The sequence below is a fragment of the Streptomyces sp. NRRL WC-3626 genome (assembly GCF_000718785.1).
Taxonomy (GTDB): domain Bacteria; phylum Actinomycetota; class Actinomycetes; order Streptomycetales; family Streptomycetaceae; genus Streptomyces; species Streptomyces edwardsiae.
In genome coordinates this window covers 263,158-282,753 of record NZ_JOCA01000006.1, presented here as the reverse complement: position 1 = coordinate 282,753, position 19,596 = coordinate 263,158, and the positions used below count along the sequence as shown (strand labels likewise).

The window sequence follows — 19,596 nt, the reverse complement described above, 5'->3', positions numbered from 1 at the left end:
GCGGGTTCACAGGCGCTTGACCCCCTTGATGCGTCCGGCGCGGGCCACCCGGGCGCGGGCCGCCTTGACGCGCAGTCCGTTGCGCTGTCCGCCGATGCGCAGTCCGGTGCCGCCGGAGAGCCAGCCGGAGGCGATGTCGCCGGACTTGCCGGGGCTCGTCTCGGCGAGCGGGTCGTTCTCGGCGCGGCGGGCGAGGGCCATCACGGCGGGGACGACGAAGGGGGCGAGCAGCAGGTCGTACAGGGCGGCGGTGAACAGCAGTCCGCTCAGGCCGACATGGCGGGCGGCGGTGTCGCCGACGAGGGCGCCGACGCCGGCGTAGAGCAGGGTGGAGCCGACGGCGGCGGCGACGACCACGGCCATCGGGCCGGTGGCCGATCTGACCTGGCCGCTCTCGGGTTTGACGAGTCCGGCGAGGTAGCCGATGACGCACAGCACGAGGGCGTAGCGTCCGGCGGCGTGGTCGGCGGGCGGGGCGAGGTCGACGAGGAGTCCGGCGGCGAAGCCGACGAGGGCGCCGCCGACATGGCCGTAGACGAGGGCGAGGCCGAGGACGGTGAGCAGCAGCAGGTCGGGGACGGCGCCGGGCAGGTGGAGGCGGGCGAGGACGCTCACCTGGATCACCAGGGCGACGACGATCAGCGAGCTGGAGAGCAGGATCCGGTTGACGCGCATGGGGTGACAGCTCCTACTGCTCTTGCTGGTTCAGGCCGTCGGCAGGGGCGGAGGGTGTGACGGTCACCGTCACGGTCGGGGTGGGGGTCGGCTGCGGCTTCTTCGGCAGCACCGTGTCGCGCGGGTCCTTGCCGGGGGCCTGGACGACGACGCCGACGACGTCGAGCTTGCTGAAGGCGACGTACGGCGTGACGTAGACGGTGCGGGTGAGGTCGCCGCCGGAGGGGTCGACGCGGGAGACGACGCCGACGGGCACACCGGGCACGAAGGGCTTGTCGGCCTGCGAGCCGAAGGTGACGAGCCGGTCGCCCTTCTTGATCTCGGCCTTGCCGTTGAGGAGTTCGACGCGCAGCGGCCGGTCGCCCTGGCCGGCGGCGAAGCCGAGCTCGTCGCTGCCCTCCATGCGGGTGCCGACGGTGAAGTCGGGGTCGCTGGCGAGGAGGACGGTGGCGGTGGTCGGGCCGACGGTGGTGACGCGGCCGACGAGTCCGTCGCCGTTGAGGACGGTCATGTCACGCTGTATGCCGTCGTCCGAGCCGGCGTCGATGGTGATGGTCCAGGAGAAGCCCTGGGCCGCTCCTATGGCGATGACCTGGGCGCCCTTGATGCCGTACTGACCCTGGCCGGAGACCTTCAGCAGTTTGTCGAGCTGCTTGAGGCGGCTGCGGCCGCGGTCGTCGCTGCCGAGTTCGGCCTTGAGCGCGGCGTTCTCCCGCTCCAGTTCGGCGAGCCGGTCGTGCCGGTCGCCGGACTCCCGGACGGCGGTCACGGCGTTGCCGATCGGGTCGACCGCGCCGGACACGCCGTTCTCGATCGGGCCGAAGACGGTCGCTGCCGCCCGCCGGGCACCGTCGACCGGTGAATCCTCCCCGCCACGGATGTCCACCGTGATCAGTGCGAACGCGATGGCGATCAGCAGCACCAGGAGCAGCCGGCTCTCTCGTGTGTCCCTCACGTGCGGCGGCCGTGCCTTCCTCGTCGAGAACGGGTATGAGGTGGGGGGTCTGTTCAGCTGTATGACGCGATGTCGGAGTCGGTGCTCCGAGGTCGATTGCGGTGTTCCGAGGCGTTGTGGGGGAGTTTATGCCTCTATATCAACGATCCGCCGTACGGGAGAAGACCGTCCCGTACGGCGGAGTCGAAGAGTGGTGTCATCTGCGCGGCTGGGCGTCCAGCACCTGCTGCAGCGCCTCGAACTCCTCGACGCACTTGCCGGAGCCGAGGGCCACGCTGTCCAGCGGGTCCTCCGCGATGTGGATCGGCATGCCCGTCTCCCGGCGCAGCCGCTCGTCGAGCCCGCGCAGCAGGGCTCCGCCGCCGGTCAGGACGATGCCCCGGTCCATGATGTCGCCGGACAGCTCCGGCGGGCACTTGTCGAGGGTCGTCTTGACGGCGTCCACGATCGCGTTGACCGGCTCCTCGATCGCCTTGCGCACTTCGGCGGCGGAGATCACGACGGTCTTCGGCAGCCCGGACACCAGGTCCCGGCCGCGGATCTCGGTGTGTTCGTCGGAGTCGAGGTCGTACGCCGAACCGATCGTGATCTTGATCTGTTCCGCCGTCCGCTCACCCAGCAGGAGCGAGTACTCCTTCTTGATGTGCTGGATGATCGCGTTGTCCAGCTCGTCGCCCGCGACCCGGATGGACTGCGCGGTGACGATGCCGCCGAGGGAGATGACCGCGACCTCCGTGGTGCCGCCGCCGATGTCCACCACCATGTTGCCGGTGGCCTCGTGGACCGGCAGCCCCGAGCCGATGGCGGCGGCCATGGGCTCCTCGATGATGTGCACCTGACGGGCGCCGGCCTGGGAGGACGCCTCGATCACGGCGCGGCGCTCGACGCCGGTGATGCCCGAGGGCACACAGACGACGACCCGCGGACGGGCCAGATACCGCCGCTTGTGGATCTTCAGGATGAAGTAGCGGAGCATCCGCTCGGTGATCTCGAAGTCGGCGATCACGCCGTCCTTCAGCGGACGCACGGCGACGATGTTGCCGGGGGTGCGTCCGATCATCTTCTTCGCTTCGGCACCGACCGCGAGGATGCCACCGGTGTTGGTGTTGATCGCGACGACGGACGGCTCGTTGAGTACGATCCCACGACCCCTGACGTACACCAGCGTGTTGGCGGTCCCGAGGTCGACAGCCATGTCACGGCCGATGAACGACATTGAGTTCCCCATCAGGATTCGACTGGCCGTCCCACGGGCTTTTGAGGGCTTTTCAGGACGGCGAGGTGGGTGCGGTGACGTGAAGGGTTCCATCGTAGACGCGCCTTCGCGAACACCGTGCGAGGGTCTTCGCCATTGTCATCAGATGGCGTGCGCGCCTGCTTGTGGAGACGGTCCATCGGGGGCATCCGTTCCCCCGAACGCCGCGCATATGCCAAAAAAGGTCCGGGGGCAAAGCCCCCAGACCGTCCGGCATACGGCAAACCCGCTGAATGCGGACGCGACGTGATCGTTATGCGCGGGATCAGGCGTGACCGGGGAAGAAGATCTTCACCTCGCGCTCGGCGGACTCCTCGGAGTCGGAGGCGTGGATCAGGTTCTCCCGGACGATCACACCGAAGTCGCCGCGGATCGAGCCGGGCGCGGCGGCGATCGGGTCCGTGGGACCGGCCAGCTGCCGCACTCCCTCGATGACCCGCTCACCCTCGACGATCAGCGCGACGACCGGGCCGGACGCCATGAACTCCACCAGCGGCTCGTAGAAGGGCTTGCCCTTGTGCTCGCCGTAGTGCTGCTCCAACGTGTCCTGGTCCAGGGTGCGCAGTTCCAGCGCCACGATCCGCCAGCCGGCCTTGCGCTCGATACGGCCGATGATCTCGCCGGTCAGGCCACGGCGTACGGCGTCGGGCTTGAGCAGGACGAGGGTGCGCTGGGTCACGGAGGTGCTCCTTGTACGTGAAGTTGTGCGGTAGGACGAGGTTACCGGGCGTGTCGGGACACCTGTCACGCAGCGTCAGGCCGGCCCGCCTGCGCCGCGAACCGCGCCTTCGCTTCGTCCACCTTCCGCCCGAAGTGCACCGACGCCCACCACAGCAGTGCGAAGACCACGCCCATGAAGTACATCGCCGGGACGAAGACACCGGAGGCGATCAGGGCGATCTGCAGCGCCCAGCCGAAGGCCACCCCGCCGGCGCGCGTGATCACGCCGCACAGGGCCACGCACAGGAACATCGCGATGCCGCAGACCGTCCACACGGTGCCGGAGGACAGGTCCGCGTCCTTCATCGCGACCAGTCCGGCGAAACCGATGACGAAGAACTCGCCGATCAGGGTCGACGCGCAGAGCGTACGCACGGGATCTCAGCCCCTCCCCAGAAGCAGTCGGGCCTCGCCGACGGTGATGACGGAACCGGTGACGAGCACACCGCCGCCGGCGAACTCGCCCTCCTCCTCGGCCAGCGTGATCGCGGCCTCCAGGGCGTCGGGCAGCCGGGGCTCGACCTGGACGCGGTCCTCGCCGAACACCTCGACGGCGACGGCCGCCAGCTCGTCGGCGTCCATCGCGCGGTGGCTGGAGTTCTGGGTGACGACGATCTCGGCGAAGACCGGCTCGAACGCCTCCAGCAGCCCGCGTACGTTCTTGTCGCCGCTCGCGCCGACCACGCCGATGAGCCGGCTGAACTGGAACGCCTCGCCGATCGCGGCGGCCGCGGCCCGCGCGCCCGCCGGGTTGTGGGCGGCGTCCAGGACGACGGTCGGGGAACGCCGTACGACCTCCAGCCGGCCCGGGGAGGCGACGGCGGCGAACGCCTTGCGCACGGTGTCGACGTCGAGCAGCCGGGCACGCTGCGCGCCCACGCCGAAGAACGCCTCCACGGCGGCGAGCGCCACGGCCGCGTTGTGCGCCTGGTGCTCGCCGTGCAGCGGCAGATACACCTCGGGGTACTCACCGCCGAGCCCGCGCAGTGTCACCAGCTGGCCGCCGACGGCGACCTGCCGGGCGACGACGCCGAACTCCAGGCCCTCGCGGGCCACCGTGGCGTCCACCTCGACGGCCTTCTTCAGCAGCACCTGCGCGGCGTCCACCGGCTGCTGCGCCATGATCACCGTCGCGTCCTGCTTGATGATGCCGGCCTTCTCGCCGGCGATCTCGCCGGGCGTGCCGCCGAGCCGGTCGGTGTGGTCGAGGTCGATGGGTGTCACCACGGCGACGCCGCCGTCGATCACGTTGGTGGCGTCCCAGCTGCCGCCCATGCCGACCTCGACGACCGCCACGTCCACGGGCGCGTCGGCGAAGGCGGCGTACGCCATGCCGGTCAGCACCTCGAAGAAGGACAGCCGGTACTCCTCGCGGGAGTCGACCATCTCGATGTACGGCTTGATGTCCTGGTACGTCTCGATGAACCGCTCGGGGGAGACCGGGGCGCCGTCGAGGCTGATCCGCTCGGTGACCGACTGGACGTGCGGCGAGGTGTACCGCCCGGTGCGCAGTTCGAAGGCGCCGAGCAGGGCCTCGATCATGCGGGCGGTGGAGGTCTTGCCGTTGGTGCCGGTGATGTGGATCGAGGGGTACGAGCGCTGCGGCTCGCCCAGGACGTCCATCAGGGCGGCGATACGGGTGACCGAGGGCTCGAGCTTGGTCTCGCCCCACCGGCCGGCGAGCTCCGCCTCGACCTCGCGCAGCGCCTTGTCGACCTCGGGGTCCTCGGGCCGCGCGGGTACGTCGGCCTGGGGCGGGCCGCCCTGGGTGCGCAGGGTGCGGCTGCCCGCCTCGATCACCGCGAGGTCGGGATCACGGCGGGTCTCCTCCTCGACGAGCTCCGTGAAGTCGTCGAAGGTGTCGTCCGGGTCGGGACCTGGTGATTCTGGGCGCTCGCTCACGGTGCCCAGTCTACGGGCGGCCCGCGGGGTGCCGTCTGCCCGGTCAGCCGAGCCACCGCCGCATCCCGAGCCGGCCCCACAGGACGCTCGCGGCGAAGGACAGCACGACGGCGGCCGCCGCGGTCACGGCGAGCGCGAGGGGTGCCGCGATGCCGTGCGAGACGTGCTGTGCGGCGGGCCTGACCAGCAGCATCACCAGCAGCAGATGCACGAGGTAGGTCCCGAACGAGGCGTCCGACAGCCGTCGCAGCACCGCCCGTGCCCGCTCCGGCACCCGTACCCCGGCCGTCGCGCCGACCACGGCGAAGGTCACGGCGGCCACCGCCGCGCTGCCGTACGCGGCGGGGTGCCGGACGGTGAACTGGTACACGGTGAGGGCGACGAGGCCGGCGGCGGCGCCCGCGATCCACAGCCCGCGCGGGCCCGGTCGCCGGGCGGCCAGCAGCGCGGCGCCCGCCAGCGCGTACCCGAGCGCGTACAGCGACACGCTCCAGTTCCAGGCGGGCAGCGGCAGCCCGGTGAGGGTCTTCAGGTCCCCGGCGGCCGCCGGGGCGACGGCGAACGCGGTGAGCAGGATCAGCGACCTGCGGGGCGCGGGGCGCCGTCGCACGACGAGCACGGCGACGCCCAGGAGCAGGAGGAGGGGGACGTAGATGTAGAGGTACCAGAGGTGGAAGGCGGCCTCCACGGAGCCGGACAGGGCATTTGCCGCTTCCCGGGCGGCACCGTCCTCGAAGCTCGGCCCGGCCGCGTACTGCCACAGGAGGTAGAGCACCGTCCACACCGCCATCGGCCGCAGGATCCGGCCGAGGCGGGTGAGGAGCTGGGCGTCGCCGCGCACGGGTGAGCCGACGAGGGCCGCCCAGCCCGCCATCGCGAAGAACACGGGTACGGCGAACCGTCCGGCCGAGTCGCCGAGGATGCCGGTGGTGCGGTGGCCGGCGTCGGTGAACTCGGCGGCGGCGTGCACCAGGACGACGGCGGCGGTGCAGACGACCCGCAGCAGGTCGACGTCGTACCGCCGCTCGCGGCCGGGTCCGTCCTTGGCTGTCGGTCCGGTGGGCGGCGCGGCGGCGGGGCGGGGCATCGTGGGGGTGCTCCTGACGGCGTGGGGCTGTGCGATGGACAGAGCCGCAGGCTTCCTCGGGCGGGTTACCGGAACGTGAACGGCCCCCGACCGCAAGGGTCGGGGGCCGTTCGGTGTCCTGGCCGGGGTGTCAGGCTTCCGGCAGGCGGTCCAGCTGGGCCTTGATGCGGATGATGTCGTCCTCCGCCTTGGCCAGCCGGGTGCGGATCTTGTCGACCACGTGGTCCGGGGCCTTCGCCAGGAACGCCTCGTTGCCGAGCTTGGCCGTGGCCTGGGCCTTCTCCTTCTCGGCGGCCGCGAGGTCCTTGGCGAGGCGCTTGCGCTCCGCCGCGACGTCGATCACGCCGGACAGGTCCAGCGCGACCTCGACACCGGCGACCGGCAGGGTCGCCGTCGCGGTGAAGGAGTCGCCCTCCGGCTGGAGGCGCAGCAGCTGCCGGACGGCCGGCTCGTGCGGGGCGAGCGCCGTACCGTCGAGGGTCAGCCGGGCCGGGACCCGCTGGCCGGGCTGGAGGCCCTGGTCGGCGCGGAAGCGGCGGACCTCGGTGATGACGGACTGCAGCGTCCCGATCTCCCGCTCCGCGTCCGCGTCCCGGAAGCCGCCCGGTGCGTCGGCACCGGGAACGGACACAGCGGCCGGCCAGTCGGCGACGACGACGGACTCGCCGCCGGTGAGCGTCGTCCACAGCGTCTCCGTGACGAAGGGGACGACCGGGTGGAGGAGCCTGAGCGTGACGTCGAGAACCTCGCCGAGGACCCGCTTGCTGACCTCGGCCGGCTCGCCGCCCGCCTGGAACGTCGTCTTGGAGAGCTCGACGTACCAGTCGAAGACCTCGTCCCAGGCGAAGTGGAACAGCGCGTCGGACAGCTTGGCGAACTGGAAGTCGTCGTAGTACGCGTCGACTTCGGCGACCACGGAATTCAGCCGGGACAGGATCCAGCGGTCGGTGGAGGACATCCTCGCGGCGTCCGGCAACGGACCCTCGACCGTGGCGCCGTTCATCAGCGCGAAACGGGTGGCGTTCCAGATCTTGTTGGCGAAGTTGCGGGAGCCCTGGACCCAGTCCTCGCCGATCGGGACGTCGACGCCCGGGTTGGCGCCGCGGGCGAGGGTGAAGCGGAGCGCGTCGCTGCCGTACTTGTCCATCCAGTCCAGCGGGTTGACCGCGTTGCCGAAGGACTTCGACATCTTCTTGCCGAACTGGTCGCGGACCATGCCGTGCAGGGCGATGGTGTGGAACGGCGGGGTGCCGTCCATCGCGTACAGGCCGAACATCATCATCCGGGCGACCCAGAAGAAGAGGATGTCGTAGCCGGTGACCAGGACGGAGTTCGGGTAGAACTTCGCGAGCGACTCGGTCTGTTCGGGCCAGCCGAGCGTGGAGAACGGCCACAGGCCCGAGGAGAACCAGGTGTCGAGGACGTCGGTGTCCTGGTGCCAGCCCTCGCCGGCCGGGGCCTCGTCGTCGGGGCCGACGCAGACGACCTCGCCGTTCGGCCCGTACCAGACGGGGATGCGGTGGCCCCACCACAACTGGCGCGAGATGCACCAGTCGTGGAGGTTGTCGACCCAGTCGAAGTAGCGCTTCTCCATCTCCTGCGGATGGATCTTGACCTTGCCCTCGCGGACCGCGTCGCCGGCCGCCTTCGCCAGCGGGCCGACCTTGACCCACCACTGCATGGACAGCCGCGGCTCGATGGTGGTCCTGCAGCGGGAGCAGTGGCCGACGCTGTGGACGTAGGGCCGCTTCTCGGCGACGATCCGGCCCTCGGCGCGCAGCGCGGCGACGATGGCGGAGCGGGCCTCGAGCCGGTCCAGGCCCTGGAAGGGGCCGTGGGCGGTGATGACGGCGTGCTCGTCCATGACGGTGATGGCGGGCAGGTCGTGCCGGCGGCCGATCTCGAAGTCGTTCGGGTCGTGCGCCGGGGTCACCTTGACGGCACCCGTGCCGAACTCGGGGTCGACGTGCTCGTCCGCGACGACCGGGATGGAGCGGTCGGTCAGCGGCAGCTTGACGAGCCTGCCGACGAGGTGCTTGTAGCGCTCGTCCCCGGGGTGGACGGCGACGGCCGTGTCACCGAGCATCGTCTCCGCGCGGGTGGTGGCGACGACGATGGTGTCGTCCCCCTCGCCGTACTTCATGGAGACGAGCTCGCCGTCCTCCTCCTGGTAGTTGACCTCGATGTCGGAGATCGCGGTCAGACAGCGCGGGCACCAGTTGATGATGCGCTCGGCGCGGTAGATCAGCTCGTCGTCGTAGAGCCGCTTGAAGATGGTCTGGACGGCCTGGGAGAGGCCCTCGTCCATCGTGAAGCGCTCGCGGGACCAGGCGACGCCGTCGCCGAGGCGGCGCATCTGGCCGGAGATCTGCCCGCCGGACTCGCCCTTCCACTGCCAGACCCGGTCGACGAACGCCTCCCGGCCGAGGTCGTGGCGGGACTTGCCCTCCTTGGCGAGCTCCCGCTCGACCACGTTCTGCGTGGCGATGCCGGCGTGGTCCATGCCGGGCTGCCACAGCGTCTCGAAGCCCTGCATCCGCTTGCGGCGGGTCAGGGCGTCGATGAGCGTGTGCTCGAAGGCGTGCCCGAGGTGCAGGCTGCCCGTGACGTTCGGCGGCGGGATGACGACGGTGAACGGCGGCTTCTCGCTCTTCGCGTCCGCCTCGAAGTAACCGCGCTCTACCCAGCGCTCGTACAGCGGCCCCTCTACATCGGCCGGCGCGTACTGGGTCGGCAGTTCGGTGTTGGGCGCTGGTGGCTCCTGCTGAGCGTTCTCGGTCACGGGACTCAGTTTAGAGGCGTCACGGCCCTGTACCGAAACGCGATTCCTCTGTAACGGTGCGACCCCCACTGGCCTGAACCGTTCTCCTCTGAGTCAGGATGTCAGCAACGCATAAGCATCTGGAGGGGAACCCAGTCATGAGTTACAACCAGCCGGGCCCGTACGGCGGGCAGCAGCCCCAGCAGCCCGGGCCGTACGGCCAGCAGGGACCTTACGGCCAGCAGCCGCAGGCTCCGCAGCCCGGCTACGGCTACCCCCAGCAGCCGGGCCAGCCCGGTCAGCCCGGCCAGCCCGGATACGGCTACCCGCAGCAGGGCCAGCCGGGTGTCCCGCCGCAGCAGCCGTACGGTCAGCAGCCGCCCTACGGCCAGCCCGGCTACGGTGTGCCGGGCCAGCCCCCGGCGTCCGGTGGCGGCGGCAAGAAGGCCGGCATCATCATCGGCGCGGTCGCGGTCGTCGCGGCCATCGGCGTGGGCGCGTACTTCGTCATCGGCGGAGGCGGCGGCGCGGGCGGCCTGGAGGACGACGGCGCGCACAAGCTGACCACGCCGACGACGGTGCTCGGCGAGTACACGCGGGCCGGCGAGGCCCAGGTGAAGGACGACGCCGACAACGCGAAGGACATGGAGAAGAGCGGCATCAAGAACGGCGTCAGTGTCATCGGACAGTGGTCCACCGCCGACTTGAGCAACTTCGACCCCAACGACCCGTCCACGCTCCCCGACCAGGCCGAGCTGCTGAAGGCCAAGGGGATGACGATGGTGGGCGGTTACGGCAAGATCGCCGAACCGCAGTCGACGCTCGACAAGTTCTTCGCGAACATCCAGAAGGAAGTCAAGGAGGGCTCGACCAGCAGCAGCGGCGGTATGCAGAACGTCGAGCTGGTCGGCGAGCCCGAGGAGGTCGAGATCGACGGCGCCGTCGCCAAGTGCCAGTCGACGAAGGCCGTCAACGGGCTCACCAAGAAGGAGTCGACCGACTGGTTCTGCGCCTGGGCCGACTACAGCACGGTCGCCATGGTCTCCCCCGGTGACAACAACGGCACGGGCGTCGCCAAGGACACCGCGGTCGACCTCACCACGAAGCTCCGCAAGGAGATCCGCGCGAAGGTCTGACCCGCACGGATACGCGGAAGGGGCCCCGGTCGTCGACCGGGGCCCCTTCCGCGTGTCCGGGGTTACGCCGTCTTCTGCTCGCCCGAGCCGCGGCCGCGGGCGTCGCGCGGGATCAGGGTCGGGTTGACGTTGGAGAGGACCACGTCGGCCGTGATGACGACGCGGGCGACGTCCTTGCGGGACGGGACCTCGTACATCACGCCCTGGAGGACCTCCTCCATGATGGCGCGCAGACCGCGCGCGCCGGTCTGGCGGAGGATGGCCTGGTCGGCGATGGCCTCCAGCGCCTCGCGCTCGAAGTCCAGCTCCACACCGTCGAGTTCGAACAGCCGCTGGTACTGCTTCACCAGCGCGTTACGCGGCTCGACCAGGATCTGGAGGAGGGCCTCGCGGTCCAGGTTGTGGACGCTGGTGATGACGGGGAGCCGGCCGATGAACTCGGGGATCATGCCGAACTTGACCAGGTCCTCGGGCATGACCTGCTCGAACTGGTCCTTGTTCTCCATCTCCCGCTTGGAGCGGATCGTCGCGCCGAAGCCGATGCCCTTGGCGCCGGCCCGGCCCTCGATGATCTTCTCCAGTCCGGCGAAGGCGCCGCCCACGATGAACAGCACGTTCGTCGTGTCGATCTGGATGAACTCCTGGTGCGGGTGCTTGCGGCCGCCCTGCGGCGGCACGGAGGCCGTGGTGCCCTCGAGGATCTTCAGCAGGGCCTGCTGCACGCCCTCACCGCTGACGTCACGGGTGATCGACGGGTTTTCACTCTTGCGGGCGACTTTGTCGATCTCGTCGATGTAGATGATCCCGGTCTCGGCCTTCTTGACGTCGTAGTCGGCCGCCTGGATCAGCTTCAGCAGGATGTTCTCGACGTCCTCGCCGACGTAGCCCGCCTCCGTGAGCGCCGTGGCGTCGGCGATCGCGAACGGGACGTTCAGCATGCGGGCGAGGGTCTGGGCGAGGAGGGTCTTGCCGGAGCCCGTGGGGCCCAGCAGCAGGATGTTCGACTTCGCCAGTTCGATGGCGTCCTCACGGCCCTGGGCGCCGCCGTTCTCACCGGCCTGGACGCGCTTGTAGTGGTTGTACACGGCGACGGAGAGGGCTTTCTTGGCCGACTCCTGCCCCACCACGTACCCCTCGAGGAACTCGTAGATCTCGCGGGGCTTGGGCAGCTCCTCCCAGCGGACCTCACTGGTCTCGGCGAGCTCTTCCTCGATGATCTCGTTGCAGAGATCGATGCACTCGTCGCAGATGTAGACACCGGGCCCTGCGATGAGCTTCTTGACCTGCTTCTGGCTCTTGCCGCAGAACGAGCACTTGAGCAGATCGCCGCCGTCACCGATGCGTGCCACGGTGTGCTTCCCCTTCGCCTGGGAGCCACCTGGACGTCAACGTCCAGCGACTCCTGGTGCTGCCTTATGTCCGACGGTACCTTGCCTGGCCCCCCGTTCGGGCCCCCCTTGGCACGGTTCACTTTGACGTGGACCGTGCCAAACCGTGCCAAGGGGCGGCAGACGTTACACCCCCGCCTCGCGTCAGCGCAGGCTGGAGTTGTCCATCTTCCGGGTGGTGATGATCTGGTCGACCAGGCCGTACTCCAGCGCGTCCTCGGCCGTGAGGATCTTGTCGCGCTCGATGTCCTCGCGGATCTTGTCCAGCGGGCGGGTGGAGTGCTTGGCCAGCATCTCCTCCAGCTGGCTGCGCATCCGCAGGATCTCGTTGGCGGCGATCTCCAGGTCGGAGACCTGACCGCGGCCGGTCTCGCTGTACGGCTGGTGGATCAGCACGCGCGCGTTCGGCAGGGCCATGCGCTTGCCGGGCGTACCGGCGGCCAGCAGGACGGCGGCGGCGGAGGCGGCCTGGCCCATGCAGACCGTCTGGATGTCCGGCTTCACGTACTGCATCGTGTCGTAGATCGCCGTGAGCGCGGTGAAGGAGCCGCCGGGGCTGTTGATGTAGATCGAGATGTCACGGTCGGGGTCCATCGACTCCAGGCACAGCAGCTGCGCCATGACGTCGTTGGCGGAGGCGTCGTCGATCTGGACGCCGAGGAAGATCACCCGCTCCTCGAAGAGCTTCGCGTACGGGTCGTACTCGCGGATGCCCTGGGAGGTGCGCTCGACGAAGCGCGGGATGACGTAGCGGGACTCGGCCGAGGGGCCGGTGTAACGGCCCTCGGAGGCGGCGGGCGTGCGGTCGTACAGGCCGCTGCCGGGGAAGTCGTTCACGGTGTCTCCTGAAAGGGGCTGAGGCGGTCGGCTGGGGCTGCTGGGGCGTGTTCCGGGCCCTGCGGAGGGGTCCGGGGGCCGGTGCGGGGCCACGGGGGCTCCCGTACGGCCGCTCAGGCCCCGGTGCCGCCTCCGCCCGGCATGCCGGCGGCCGTGGGGATCACGTCGTCGATGAGGCCGTACTCCTTGGCCTCGAAGGCGTCGAACCAGCGGTCGCGGTCGGAGTCGCGGGTGATCTGCTCGACCGACTGGCCGGTGTGCTGGGACGTCAGCTCCGCCATGCGCTTCTTGGTGTGCAGCAGCCGCTCGGCGTGGATCTTGATGTCCGAGGCCGAGCCGGCGAGGCCGGCGGACGGCTGGTGGATCAGGATCTCGGCGTTCGGCAGCGCGAAGCGCTTGCCGGGGGTGCCGGCGCTCAGCAGGAACTGGCCCATGGAGGCCGCCAGGCCCATCGCGATCGTCACCACGTCGTTCTTGATGAACTGCATGGTGTCGTAGATCGCCATGCCGGCCGTGATCGAGCCGCCGGGGCTGTTGATGTACAGGTAGATGTCCTTGTCCGGGTCGGCGGCAAGGAGCAGCAGCTGTGCGGTGATCTTGTTGGCAATGTCGTCGTCGACCGGCTGGCCGAGGAAGATGATCCGCTCGCCGAGCAGCCGGTTGTAGACCTGGTCGCCGAGGCCACCACCGATGGAGGGCTCGCCGGCGGCTGAGGGCATCAGATTCGTCACGTATCCACCTGCTCGTCTTACGACGGCGCCGGGCCGTCTCACGTTTCCCTGTGGGACTGGAGCGTTATCGGTGACTCGCGTCCCCTGGTATTCATGGACCCTAACGCGGGGGCTCCGCCGGGGAATCCCGGTAACCGGGGTGTTCGCCGGGGGCGTAGCGCTCGGCGGGGACGGGGGTCCGCCGTTCCGGCGGGGGTACGGGTCCCGTACACGGCCGCGCGCCGGTGGGGGCCGGTCGCGCCCGTCGCGGCCGAGCCGCATGTCGATACGGCCCCGCGCCCCGGGTGGGCCGCATCCGCGTCCGGCGGAGATGTGCCGCGTGTTGCGCAACGCGGGTGCTTCCCGGCCAAACGTGGACGCAGCCCACCTCGGGGGCGCGGACAACCCCCACCGGCCGCCGTACGGCCGACGGGCCCCCGGGACTGGTCGTCCGGGGGCCCGTCGCAGGTGGAGCGGTGAGGGTCAGGCCTCGGGCTTCTCCTCGGGGGCGGTCTCGGCGGTCTCCGCCTCGGCCGTCTCCTCCTCGTCCTCGTCCTCGAGGTCGACGATCTCGCCGTTGGTGTCCTTGACCGTGGACTTCTCGACCACGGCGGCCAGCGCCTTGCCGCGGGCGACCTCGCCGACGAGGAGCGGGACCTGGCCCTGCTCGACGACGGCCTGGGCGAACTGGTCGGGGGACATGCCGGAGGAGGCCGCGCGCCGCATGAGGTGCTCGGTGAGCTCCTCCTGGTTGACGTTGAGCTTCTCCTGCTTGACGAGCTCGTCGAGCACGAACTGGGTCTTGATGCCCTTGACCGCGGACTCGCGGGTCTCGGTCTCGAACTCCTCCTCGGTCTTGCCCTGGATCTCCAGGTACTTCGCGAGGTCGAGGCCCATCTGGCCGAGCTGGTGGTGCTCGAGGTTGTGCTTACGGGTGTTGATCTCGTCCTCGAGCAGCTTCTCGGGGACCGGGACCTCGACCAGCTCGAGCAGCTTCTCCAGGACGCGCTCCTGGGCCTGCGTGGCCTGGTCGTACTGCTTCATGTTCTCCAGGCGCTTACGGCTGTCCGCCTTCAGCTCCTCGAGGGTGTCGAACTCGGAGGCGAGCTGGGCGAACTCGTCGTCCAGCTCGGGCAGCTCACGGGCGGCGACCTGGGAGACCTTGACGGTGACCTCGGCCTCCTTGCCGGCCGCCGAGCCGCCCTTGAGCTCGGAGGTGAAGGTGGCCTCGCCACCGGCCTCCAGGCCCGTCACGGCGTCATCGATGCCGTCCAGCAGCTCGCCGGAGCCGATGGTGTAGGAGACGCCGCTCGCGACGCCGTCCTCCAGGATCTCACCGTCGACCTTGGCCTCCAGGTCGATGGTGACGACGTCACCGTCGGCGGCGGCACGCTCCACCGGGGAGGTGGAGGCGAAGCGCTCGCGGAGCTGCTCGACCGACTTCTCGACGTCCTCGTCGGTGACCTCGACGGCGTCGACCTCGACCTCGATGCCGGAGTAGTCCGGGATCTCGATGGAGGGGCGGATGTCGACCTCGGCGGTGAAGTTCAGCGTCTCGCCGTCCTTCAGCTCCGTGATGTCGACCTCGGGCTGGCCGAGCGGGTTCAGCTCGGCCTCGTTGACCGCGTCGGTGTAGAACTTCGGGAGGGCGTCGTTGACGGCCTCCTCCAGCACCGCACCGCGGCCGAACCGCTGGTCGATGACCCGGGCCGGGACCTTGCCCTTGCGGAAGCCCTTCACCGTGACCTGCTGGTTGATCTTCTTGTACGCCGCGTCGAGGCTGTCCTTGAGCTCCTCGAAGGGCACCTCGACAGTGAGCCGAACCCGGGTCGGGTTCAGGGTCTCCACGGCGCTCTTCACGGTTCGGTCTCCTTGTGGCTGACTTCTCGGTACTGCCGGGACCAGAGAGGTCCGGCCGATTTCGCCGCCCGGAGGACTGTCAGAGACACACAGGGCGCGCAGTTTGCATAGTAACGGCAGCGGCTACGGCGCCCAAAAGGCGATCACCGGCACAACGGCAGGTGGCTGGTCGGGGTGGCGGGATTTGAACCCACGGCCTTCCGCTCCCAAAGCGGACGCGCTACCAAGCTGCGCCACACCCCGTCTGGTGCGACACGTAGGGTACATGTCCCCGGCCGCGACGGCCGCCGCGTTTCGCGGGCGCGGTGCGGCGCCGGGGCGGGCCGGAAACGGGGTGTGCGGCGAAGGCCTACGACCCGCTACGATGCCTGTCAGTGCCGCGGTCACCGACGCGCGGCGCGACGCATGCGGGCGTAGCTCAATGGTAGAGCCCTAGTCTTCCAAACTAGCTACGCGGGTTCGATTCCCGTCGCCCGCTCTGTACCGCCCGGGGCCGGGCCGGAGGGATCACCCTCCGGCCCGGCCCCGGGCGTTTCCGTGGGCCGTTGCCGTCCGGGGCGGGGCCTGGCGGGGTCAGAAGCTGATCGAGTTGATCATTTCGGCTATCGAGTCCAGGAACCGCTGGATGTCGTCGGCCATGCCGGTGGAGGCGAGGAAGAAGCCGAAGAGGACAGCGACGACCGCCGGTCCGGCCTTGATGGAGCCGCCTCTGAGCAGCACCACCAGGATGATCGCCAACAGCAGCACCACAGACAGTGAAATGGCCACAACTGATCACACCCTCGGTCGGTTCCGCTTCCCCGGCCCGGGCGACGCGACCCCGCGCACCCCGCCAGAACCATCGTGCCACCAACCGGGCTCCCCTATGCGGCCGCTGACACATCGTCCGCGCCGGCGCGGCCGGCTCGTCCCGCGCACGGCCGCCCCCACAGGCCAACAGCGCCGTATCGCACGGCAATTCGAAACAACACCCGCGCAAGGAATTGAAACGGATCGTTTCCGTCTCCACACAACGCGTTCGCAGGTAATTCGAATTGGCGCCGCGGGCGTCCCGACAGGCCCGGGAGCGGTTCGGGAAGAATGACCCGAAGCGAGGCATTTCACCTGAGTGGTCCGTCATCTCTATGCATGGTTCTGTCCGGTACTGTCACGAAAAAAACGGCGCACGCGACACCCAACCCCGCCCCCCGCACAGTGTGTTGTCCATCACGAAGCACGCCCGCACACATTCCCGGATCCGGGGTACCCGAGCGGGATATCCGCTAACGACGTCGGTGTTTTACGAAATCCCACGGACAACGCTAGGGTGCCTCAGATGTTCCACGCTGCCTCGTCCCCCGCAAGCGCAGCGAGCCCACCGATCATCTCCCCGAGTTCCTGTCGGGAGGGTCTGTGACGAACTCGCAGCGACCGTACGGCAACCGAAGGAGGCCGCTTCCCCCGGCGCAGTCGCCGGCGGACGGAGTGCCGAGCCCACGCGCCGAGAGCAAGGAGAGCGACCGGACGGCGCCGCCCGGCAAACAGCGCGACGCGTTCTTCGACAACGCCAAGTACCTGGCGATCGTGCTGGTGGCCGTCGGTCACGCCTGGGGGCAGATCCTGGACGACGGGGCGGTGGAGACCGCGTACCGCGTCGTGTACACGTTCCACATGCCGGCGTTCATCCTGATCTCCGGCTACTTCTCCCGCAGTTTCGATCTGCGCCCCAAGCATGTGAAGCGGCTGATCACCGGGGTGATCGTCCCCTATGTCGTCTTCGAGACGGCGTACTCCCTGTTCCAGCGCTACGGGAACGACGACCCGGAGTACGGCATCACGCTGCTGGACCCCACGTATCACCTGTGGTTCCTGTGCGCGCTGGTCATCTGGCGGCTGACCACCCCGATGTGGAAGACGGTCCGTCATCCGGTGGCGGTCTCGCTGGTCCTCGCCGCTCTCGGCTCGGTGTCGCCGCAGATCGGTGACGACCTGGAGCTCCAGCGGGTGCTGCAGTTCCTGCCGTTCTTCGTGCTGGGCCTGACGCTGCGGCCCGAGCACTTCCAGCGGGTGCAGCGGCGCTCGGTGCGGCTGATGTCCCTGCCGGTGCTGGCCGCGGCGGCCGCCGTCGCCTGGTGGTCGATGCCGCGCATGAAGCTCGGCTGGCTCTACCACAACAGGGCCGCCCAGGAGCTGGGCGCGCCGTGGTGGACGGGCCCGGTCATGGTGTTCGCGACGATCGGCTGCTCGCTGCTGCTGACCGCCTGTTTCTTCGCCTGGGTGCCGCGCCGGCACATGTGGTTCACCTCGCTCGGCGCGGGCACGATCTACGGCTATCTGCTGCACGCCTTCCTGGTGAAGGCGGGCGGCTACGCGGGCTGGTTCCACGACCCGGTGTTCGAGGAGCCGCTCGGCGCGATCGGGCTGACCGTCCTCGCGGCCGCCGCCGTCACGGTGCTGTGCACCAAACCCGTACAGCGGGCCCTGCGGTGCGTGGTGGAGCCGAGGATGGCGTGGGCCTTCCGGCAGGACGCGGGCGATACGGCCCACGGCCGCGAGCGGCGGACGGACGCCGAGGCGCGTACGCCGAGCGAGAAAGTCTCCGTGTAACCGGTCACCCGACCCGTTCTTCTCCCGGAGCGAGACCGAGGAGTGCGCGCATCCGCGCGTACTTCTCGGTCAGTCGTCTCCCCGTGGGCCCGTCCAGCGCGGCGAGACGGGCCGGGTCGGCGTTGTGTGCCAGGTCCGCCTCCTTCACCAGCAGCGCGCCGGGGGTGGCGAGGATGCGGGCCGCGTAGGCCTCGGGCGGCTCCCCGGAGCGTTTGGTGACGGCGAGGACGATGTCCTTGGTGCGCCGGGTGAGCGCCGCCTCCTCCAGCCAGCGCGCCGACAGCCTGTCGTCCTCGACGGCGTCGTGCAGCCAGGCCGCGGCGATCTGTTCCTCGTCGCCGCCGCGAGCCCGTACCCCCTCGGCCACGGCGCGGAGGTGTTCGGCGTAGGGCCGGCCCGCCTTGTCCGTCTGGCCGGCGTGCGCCGCGCGGGCGGTGGCCTCGATGCCGGCCAGGGTGAGTGGTGTCGTCTCGGTCACCCGCCCAGTGTGCACGGGTCAGCGGGACGCCGCGGCGGTCGGTCCCTCACGGCAGATCAGCAGCAGCGCCCGGTCGTCGTTGACGTCCTTGGCGACGGCCTCGATGAGATGCCAGGCGGCGCCGTGGAAGCCGCCGGCGACATAGCGGTCGGCCTCGCCGGTGAGCCGGTCGATGCCCTCCACGATGTCCCGGTCGGAGGTCTCCACCAGACCGTCCGTGAACAGCATCAGCACGTCGCCGGGGCGCAGCGAGCCCTTCACGGAGTCGAACTGGGCGCCGTCGTACACGCCGAGCAGCGGGCCGTCGGCGGCCTTCTCCTCCCAGCGGCCGCTGCCCGCGCTGAGCTGGAGGCCCGGCGGATGTCCGGCGGAGTAGAGCTCGTAGTCGCCGGAGTCCAGGTCGAGCACCAGGTGGATGGAGGTGGCGAAGCCCTCGTCCCAGTCCTGGCGCAGCAGATAGCCGTTGGCGGCGGGGAGGAAGGCGTGCGGCGGGAGGCTGCCGAGGAGGCCGCCGAAGGCGCCGGAGAGCAGCAGGGCGCGTGAGGCGGCGTCCATGCCCTTGCCGGAGACGTCGGTGAGGACGACCTCCAGGGTGCGCCCGCCGTTGGTGCGGGCGGCGACCACGAAGTCGCCCGAGAAGGACTGTCCGCCGGCCGGGCGCAGCGCCATCTCGCGGTGCCAGCCGCTGGGGAGTTTCGGCAGCTTGCTCTGGACGCGGATGCGTTCGCGCAGGTCGAACAGCATGGTGCCGCCGCGCCGCCAGGGGACGCCGACGCGGCTGCGGAACTGAGCGACGACCAGCCCGAAGGAGCCGCAGGCGGCGACCACGAGGACCACGCCCGGGGTGACCCGGGCGGCGCCCTCGGTGTAGGGGCCGAGCTGCACCGATTCCACGATCAGCGCGGTCGCCGCGGCCGCGTACAGGCCGAGCAGGCTCGCCGGGCGCAGCAGCAGGCCGCCGGCGACGATCGGTATGACGAGGGCGGAGGGCGCGCACCACACGGAGTCGGCGAGTGTCCCGGCCGCGATCAGCGGGACGGTGAGGAGCAGTCCGGCGAGTGCGACCCAGTCGGAGCCGTCGCCGCGGAAGTAGTCGACGGCGGCCCGGCGCATGCCGACGCGGGCCCGGTGCCACTGCTTTTTCAACCGGGCCGTGAACGTGTCGGCTTCCGCGCGCCGCTCTCGTCCTGCTGCCATTAGTTCGGGACCCTATCCATCGGACCGGCCGCTTGGCACGGGAGGTCCT

At 70.0% G+C, this 19,596-nt stretch carries 17 protein-coding genes and 2 tRNA genes; 3 read left to right on the top strand and 16 right to left on the bottom strand.

All coding sequences use genetic code 11. The features are described 5' to 3' along the window. Window positions 1-6: 6 nt before the first annotated feature. The 8 genes from mreD to IF28_RS0111875 all read right to left on the bottom strand — a co-directional run bounded on the left by mreD (window position 7) and on the right by IF28_RS0111875 (window position 9,376). Window positions 7-675: a rod shape-determining protein MreD gene (mreD, locus tag IF28_RS0111910; RefSeq protein ID WP_030217710.1), complete on the bottom strand. Its 669-nt coding sequence runs from the start codon at window positions 673-675 to the stop codon at window positions 7-9. 13 nt (window positions 676-688) lie between these two features. After that, on the bottom strand, window positions 689-1,630 hold the full coding sequence (gene mreC, locus IF28_RS0111905; RefSeq protein ID WP_030217707.1) for a rod shape-determining protein MreC: 942 nt from the start codon (window positions 1,628-1,630) through the stop codon (window positions 689-691). 196 nt (window positions 1,631-1,826) lie between these two features. Next, window positions 1,827-2,846, bottom strand: coding sequence for a rod shape-determining protein (locus IF28_RS0111900; protein ID WP_004001297.1), 1,020 nt, complete (start codon window positions 2,844-2,846; stop codon window positions 1,827-1,829). Window positions 2,847-3,150: 304 nt separating this feature from the next. Beyond that, on the bottom strand, window positions 3,151-3,564 hold the full coding sequence (gene ndk / locus IF28_RS0111895) for a nucleoside-diphosphate kinase (protein ID WP_030217700.1): 414 nt from the start codon (window positions 3,562-3,564) through the stop codon (window positions 3,151-3,153). A gap of 65 nt (window positions 3,565-3,629) precedes the next feature. After that, on the bottom strand, window positions 3,630-3,980 hold the full coding sequence (locus IF28_RS0111890; RefSeq protein WP_030217699.1) for a DUF4233 domain-containing protein: 351 nt from the start codon (window positions 3,978-3,980) through the stop codon (window positions 3,630-3,632). Between the two features lie 6 nt (window positions 3,981-3,986). Then, window positions 3,987-5,507, bottom strand: coding sequence for a bifunctional tetrahydrofolate synthase/dihydrofolate synthase (folC, locus tag IF28_RS0111885; protein WP_030217696.1), 1,521 nt, complete (start codon window positions 5,505-5,507; stop codon window positions 3,987-3,989). Between the two features lie 43 nt (window positions 5,508-5,550). Then, window positions 5,551-6,594 carry an acyltransferase family protein gene (locus IF28_RS0111880; protein ID WP_030217693.1) on the bottom strand — a complete coding sequence of 348 codons (1,044 nt, stop codon included), beginning with the start codon at window positions 6,592-6,594 and terminating at the stop codon, window positions 5,551-5,553. A 130-nt stretch (window positions 6,595-6,724) separates the two neighbouring features. Continuing rightward, window positions 6,725-9,376: a valine--tRNA ligase gene (locus IF28_RS0111875; protein WP_030217689.1), complete on the bottom strand. Its 2,652-nt coding sequence runs from the start codon at window positions 9,374-9,376 to the stop codon at window positions 6,725-6,727. Window positions 9,377-9,513: 137 nt separating this feature from the next. Here IF28_RS0111875 and IF28_RS0111870 point away from each other — a divergent pair, with 137 nt between their 5' ends. Continuing rightward, window positions 9,514-10,491 carry a hypothetical protein gene (locus IF28_RS0111870; RefSeq protein ID WP_030217686.1) on the top strand — a complete coding sequence of 326 codons (978 nt, stop codon included), beginning with the start codon at window positions 9,514-9,516 and terminating at the stop codon, window positions 10,489-10,491. A gap of 62 nt (window positions 10,492-10,553) precedes the next feature. Here the strand turns inward: IF28_RS0111870 and clpX are convergent, their stop codons facing one another. From clpX to IF28_RS0111845, 5 genes are all read right to left on the bottom strand, one after another. Further along, window positions 10,554-11,840 (bottom strand): ATP-dependent Clp protease ATP-binding subunit ClpX, encoded by a 1,287-nt coding sequence (gene clpX, locus IF28_RS0111865; RefSeq protein WP_030217681.1) that lies wholly within the window; start codon window positions 11,838-11,840, stop codon window positions 10,554-10,556. 183 nt (window positions 11,841-12,023) lie between these two features. After that, complete coding sequence (locus IF28_RS0111860; RefSeq protein ID WP_030217679.1) at window positions 12,024-12,716, bottom strand: ATP-dependent Clp protease proteolytic subunit; 693 nt, start codon at window positions 12,714-12,716, stop codon at window positions 12,024-12,026. Between the two features lie 113 nt (window positions 12,717-12,829). Then, on the bottom strand, window positions 12,830-13,435 hold the full coding sequence (locus IF28_RS0111855; RefSeq protein WP_030217676.1) for an ATP-dependent Clp protease proteolytic subunit: 606 nt from the start codon (window positions 13,433-13,435) through the stop codon (window positions 12,830-12,832). 474 nt (window positions 13,436-13,909) lie between these two features. Beyond that, window positions 13,910-15,286, bottom strand: a complete 1,377-nt coding sequence (gene tig, locus IF28_RS0111850; RefSeq protein WP_030217672.1) for a trigger factor — start codon at window positions 15,284-15,286, stop codon at window positions 13,910-13,912. 166 nt (window positions 15,287-15,452) lie between these two features. Then, window positions 15,453-15,529: transfer RNA gene (locus IF28_RS0111845), tRNA-Pro, on the bottom strand. Window positions 15,530-15,693: 164 nt separating this feature from the next. Between IF28_RS0111845 and IF28_RS0111840 the strand changes: the two genes are divergently transcribed. Then, a tRNA-Gly gene (locus tag IF28_RS0111840) sits at window positions 15,694-15,764 on the top strand. Between the two features lie 95 nt (window positions 15,765-15,859). On the opposite strand, the gene IF28_RS0111835 is transcribed toward IF28_RS0111840, so the two are convergent. Continuing rightward, window positions 15,860-16,054, bottom strand: coding sequence for a hypothetical protein (locus IF28_RS0111835; protein WP_030217669.1), 195 nt, complete (start codon window positions 16,052-16,054; stop codon window positions 15,860-15,862). A gap of 624 nt (window positions 16,055-16,678) precedes the next feature. On the opposite strand from IF28_RS0111835, the gene IF28_RS0111830 reads away from it, so the two are divergent. After that, window positions 16,679-17,872, top strand: a complete 1,194-nt coding sequence (locus IF28_RS0111830) for an acyltransferase family protein (RefSeq protein ID WP_037893025.1) — start codon at window positions 16,679-16,681, stop codon at window positions 17,870-17,872. Window positions 17,873-17,876: 4 nt separating this feature from the next. Here IF28_RS0111830 and IF28_RS0111825 read toward each other — a convergent pair whose 3' ends face one another. Next, a complete protein-coding gene (locus tag IF28_RS0111825) occupies window positions 17,877-18,350 on the bottom strand; it encodes an HD domain-containing protein (RefSeq protein ID WP_030217663.1) in 474 nt (157 codons plus the stop codon). A gap of 18 nt (window positions 18,351-18,368) precedes the next feature. After that, entirely contained in the window at window positions 18,369-19,547 is a 1,179-nt protein-coding gene (locus tag IF28_RS0111820; protein WP_030217660.1) for a PP2C family protein-serine/threonine phosphatase, read from the bottom strand. Window positions 19,548-19,596 lie beyond the last annotated feature (49 nt).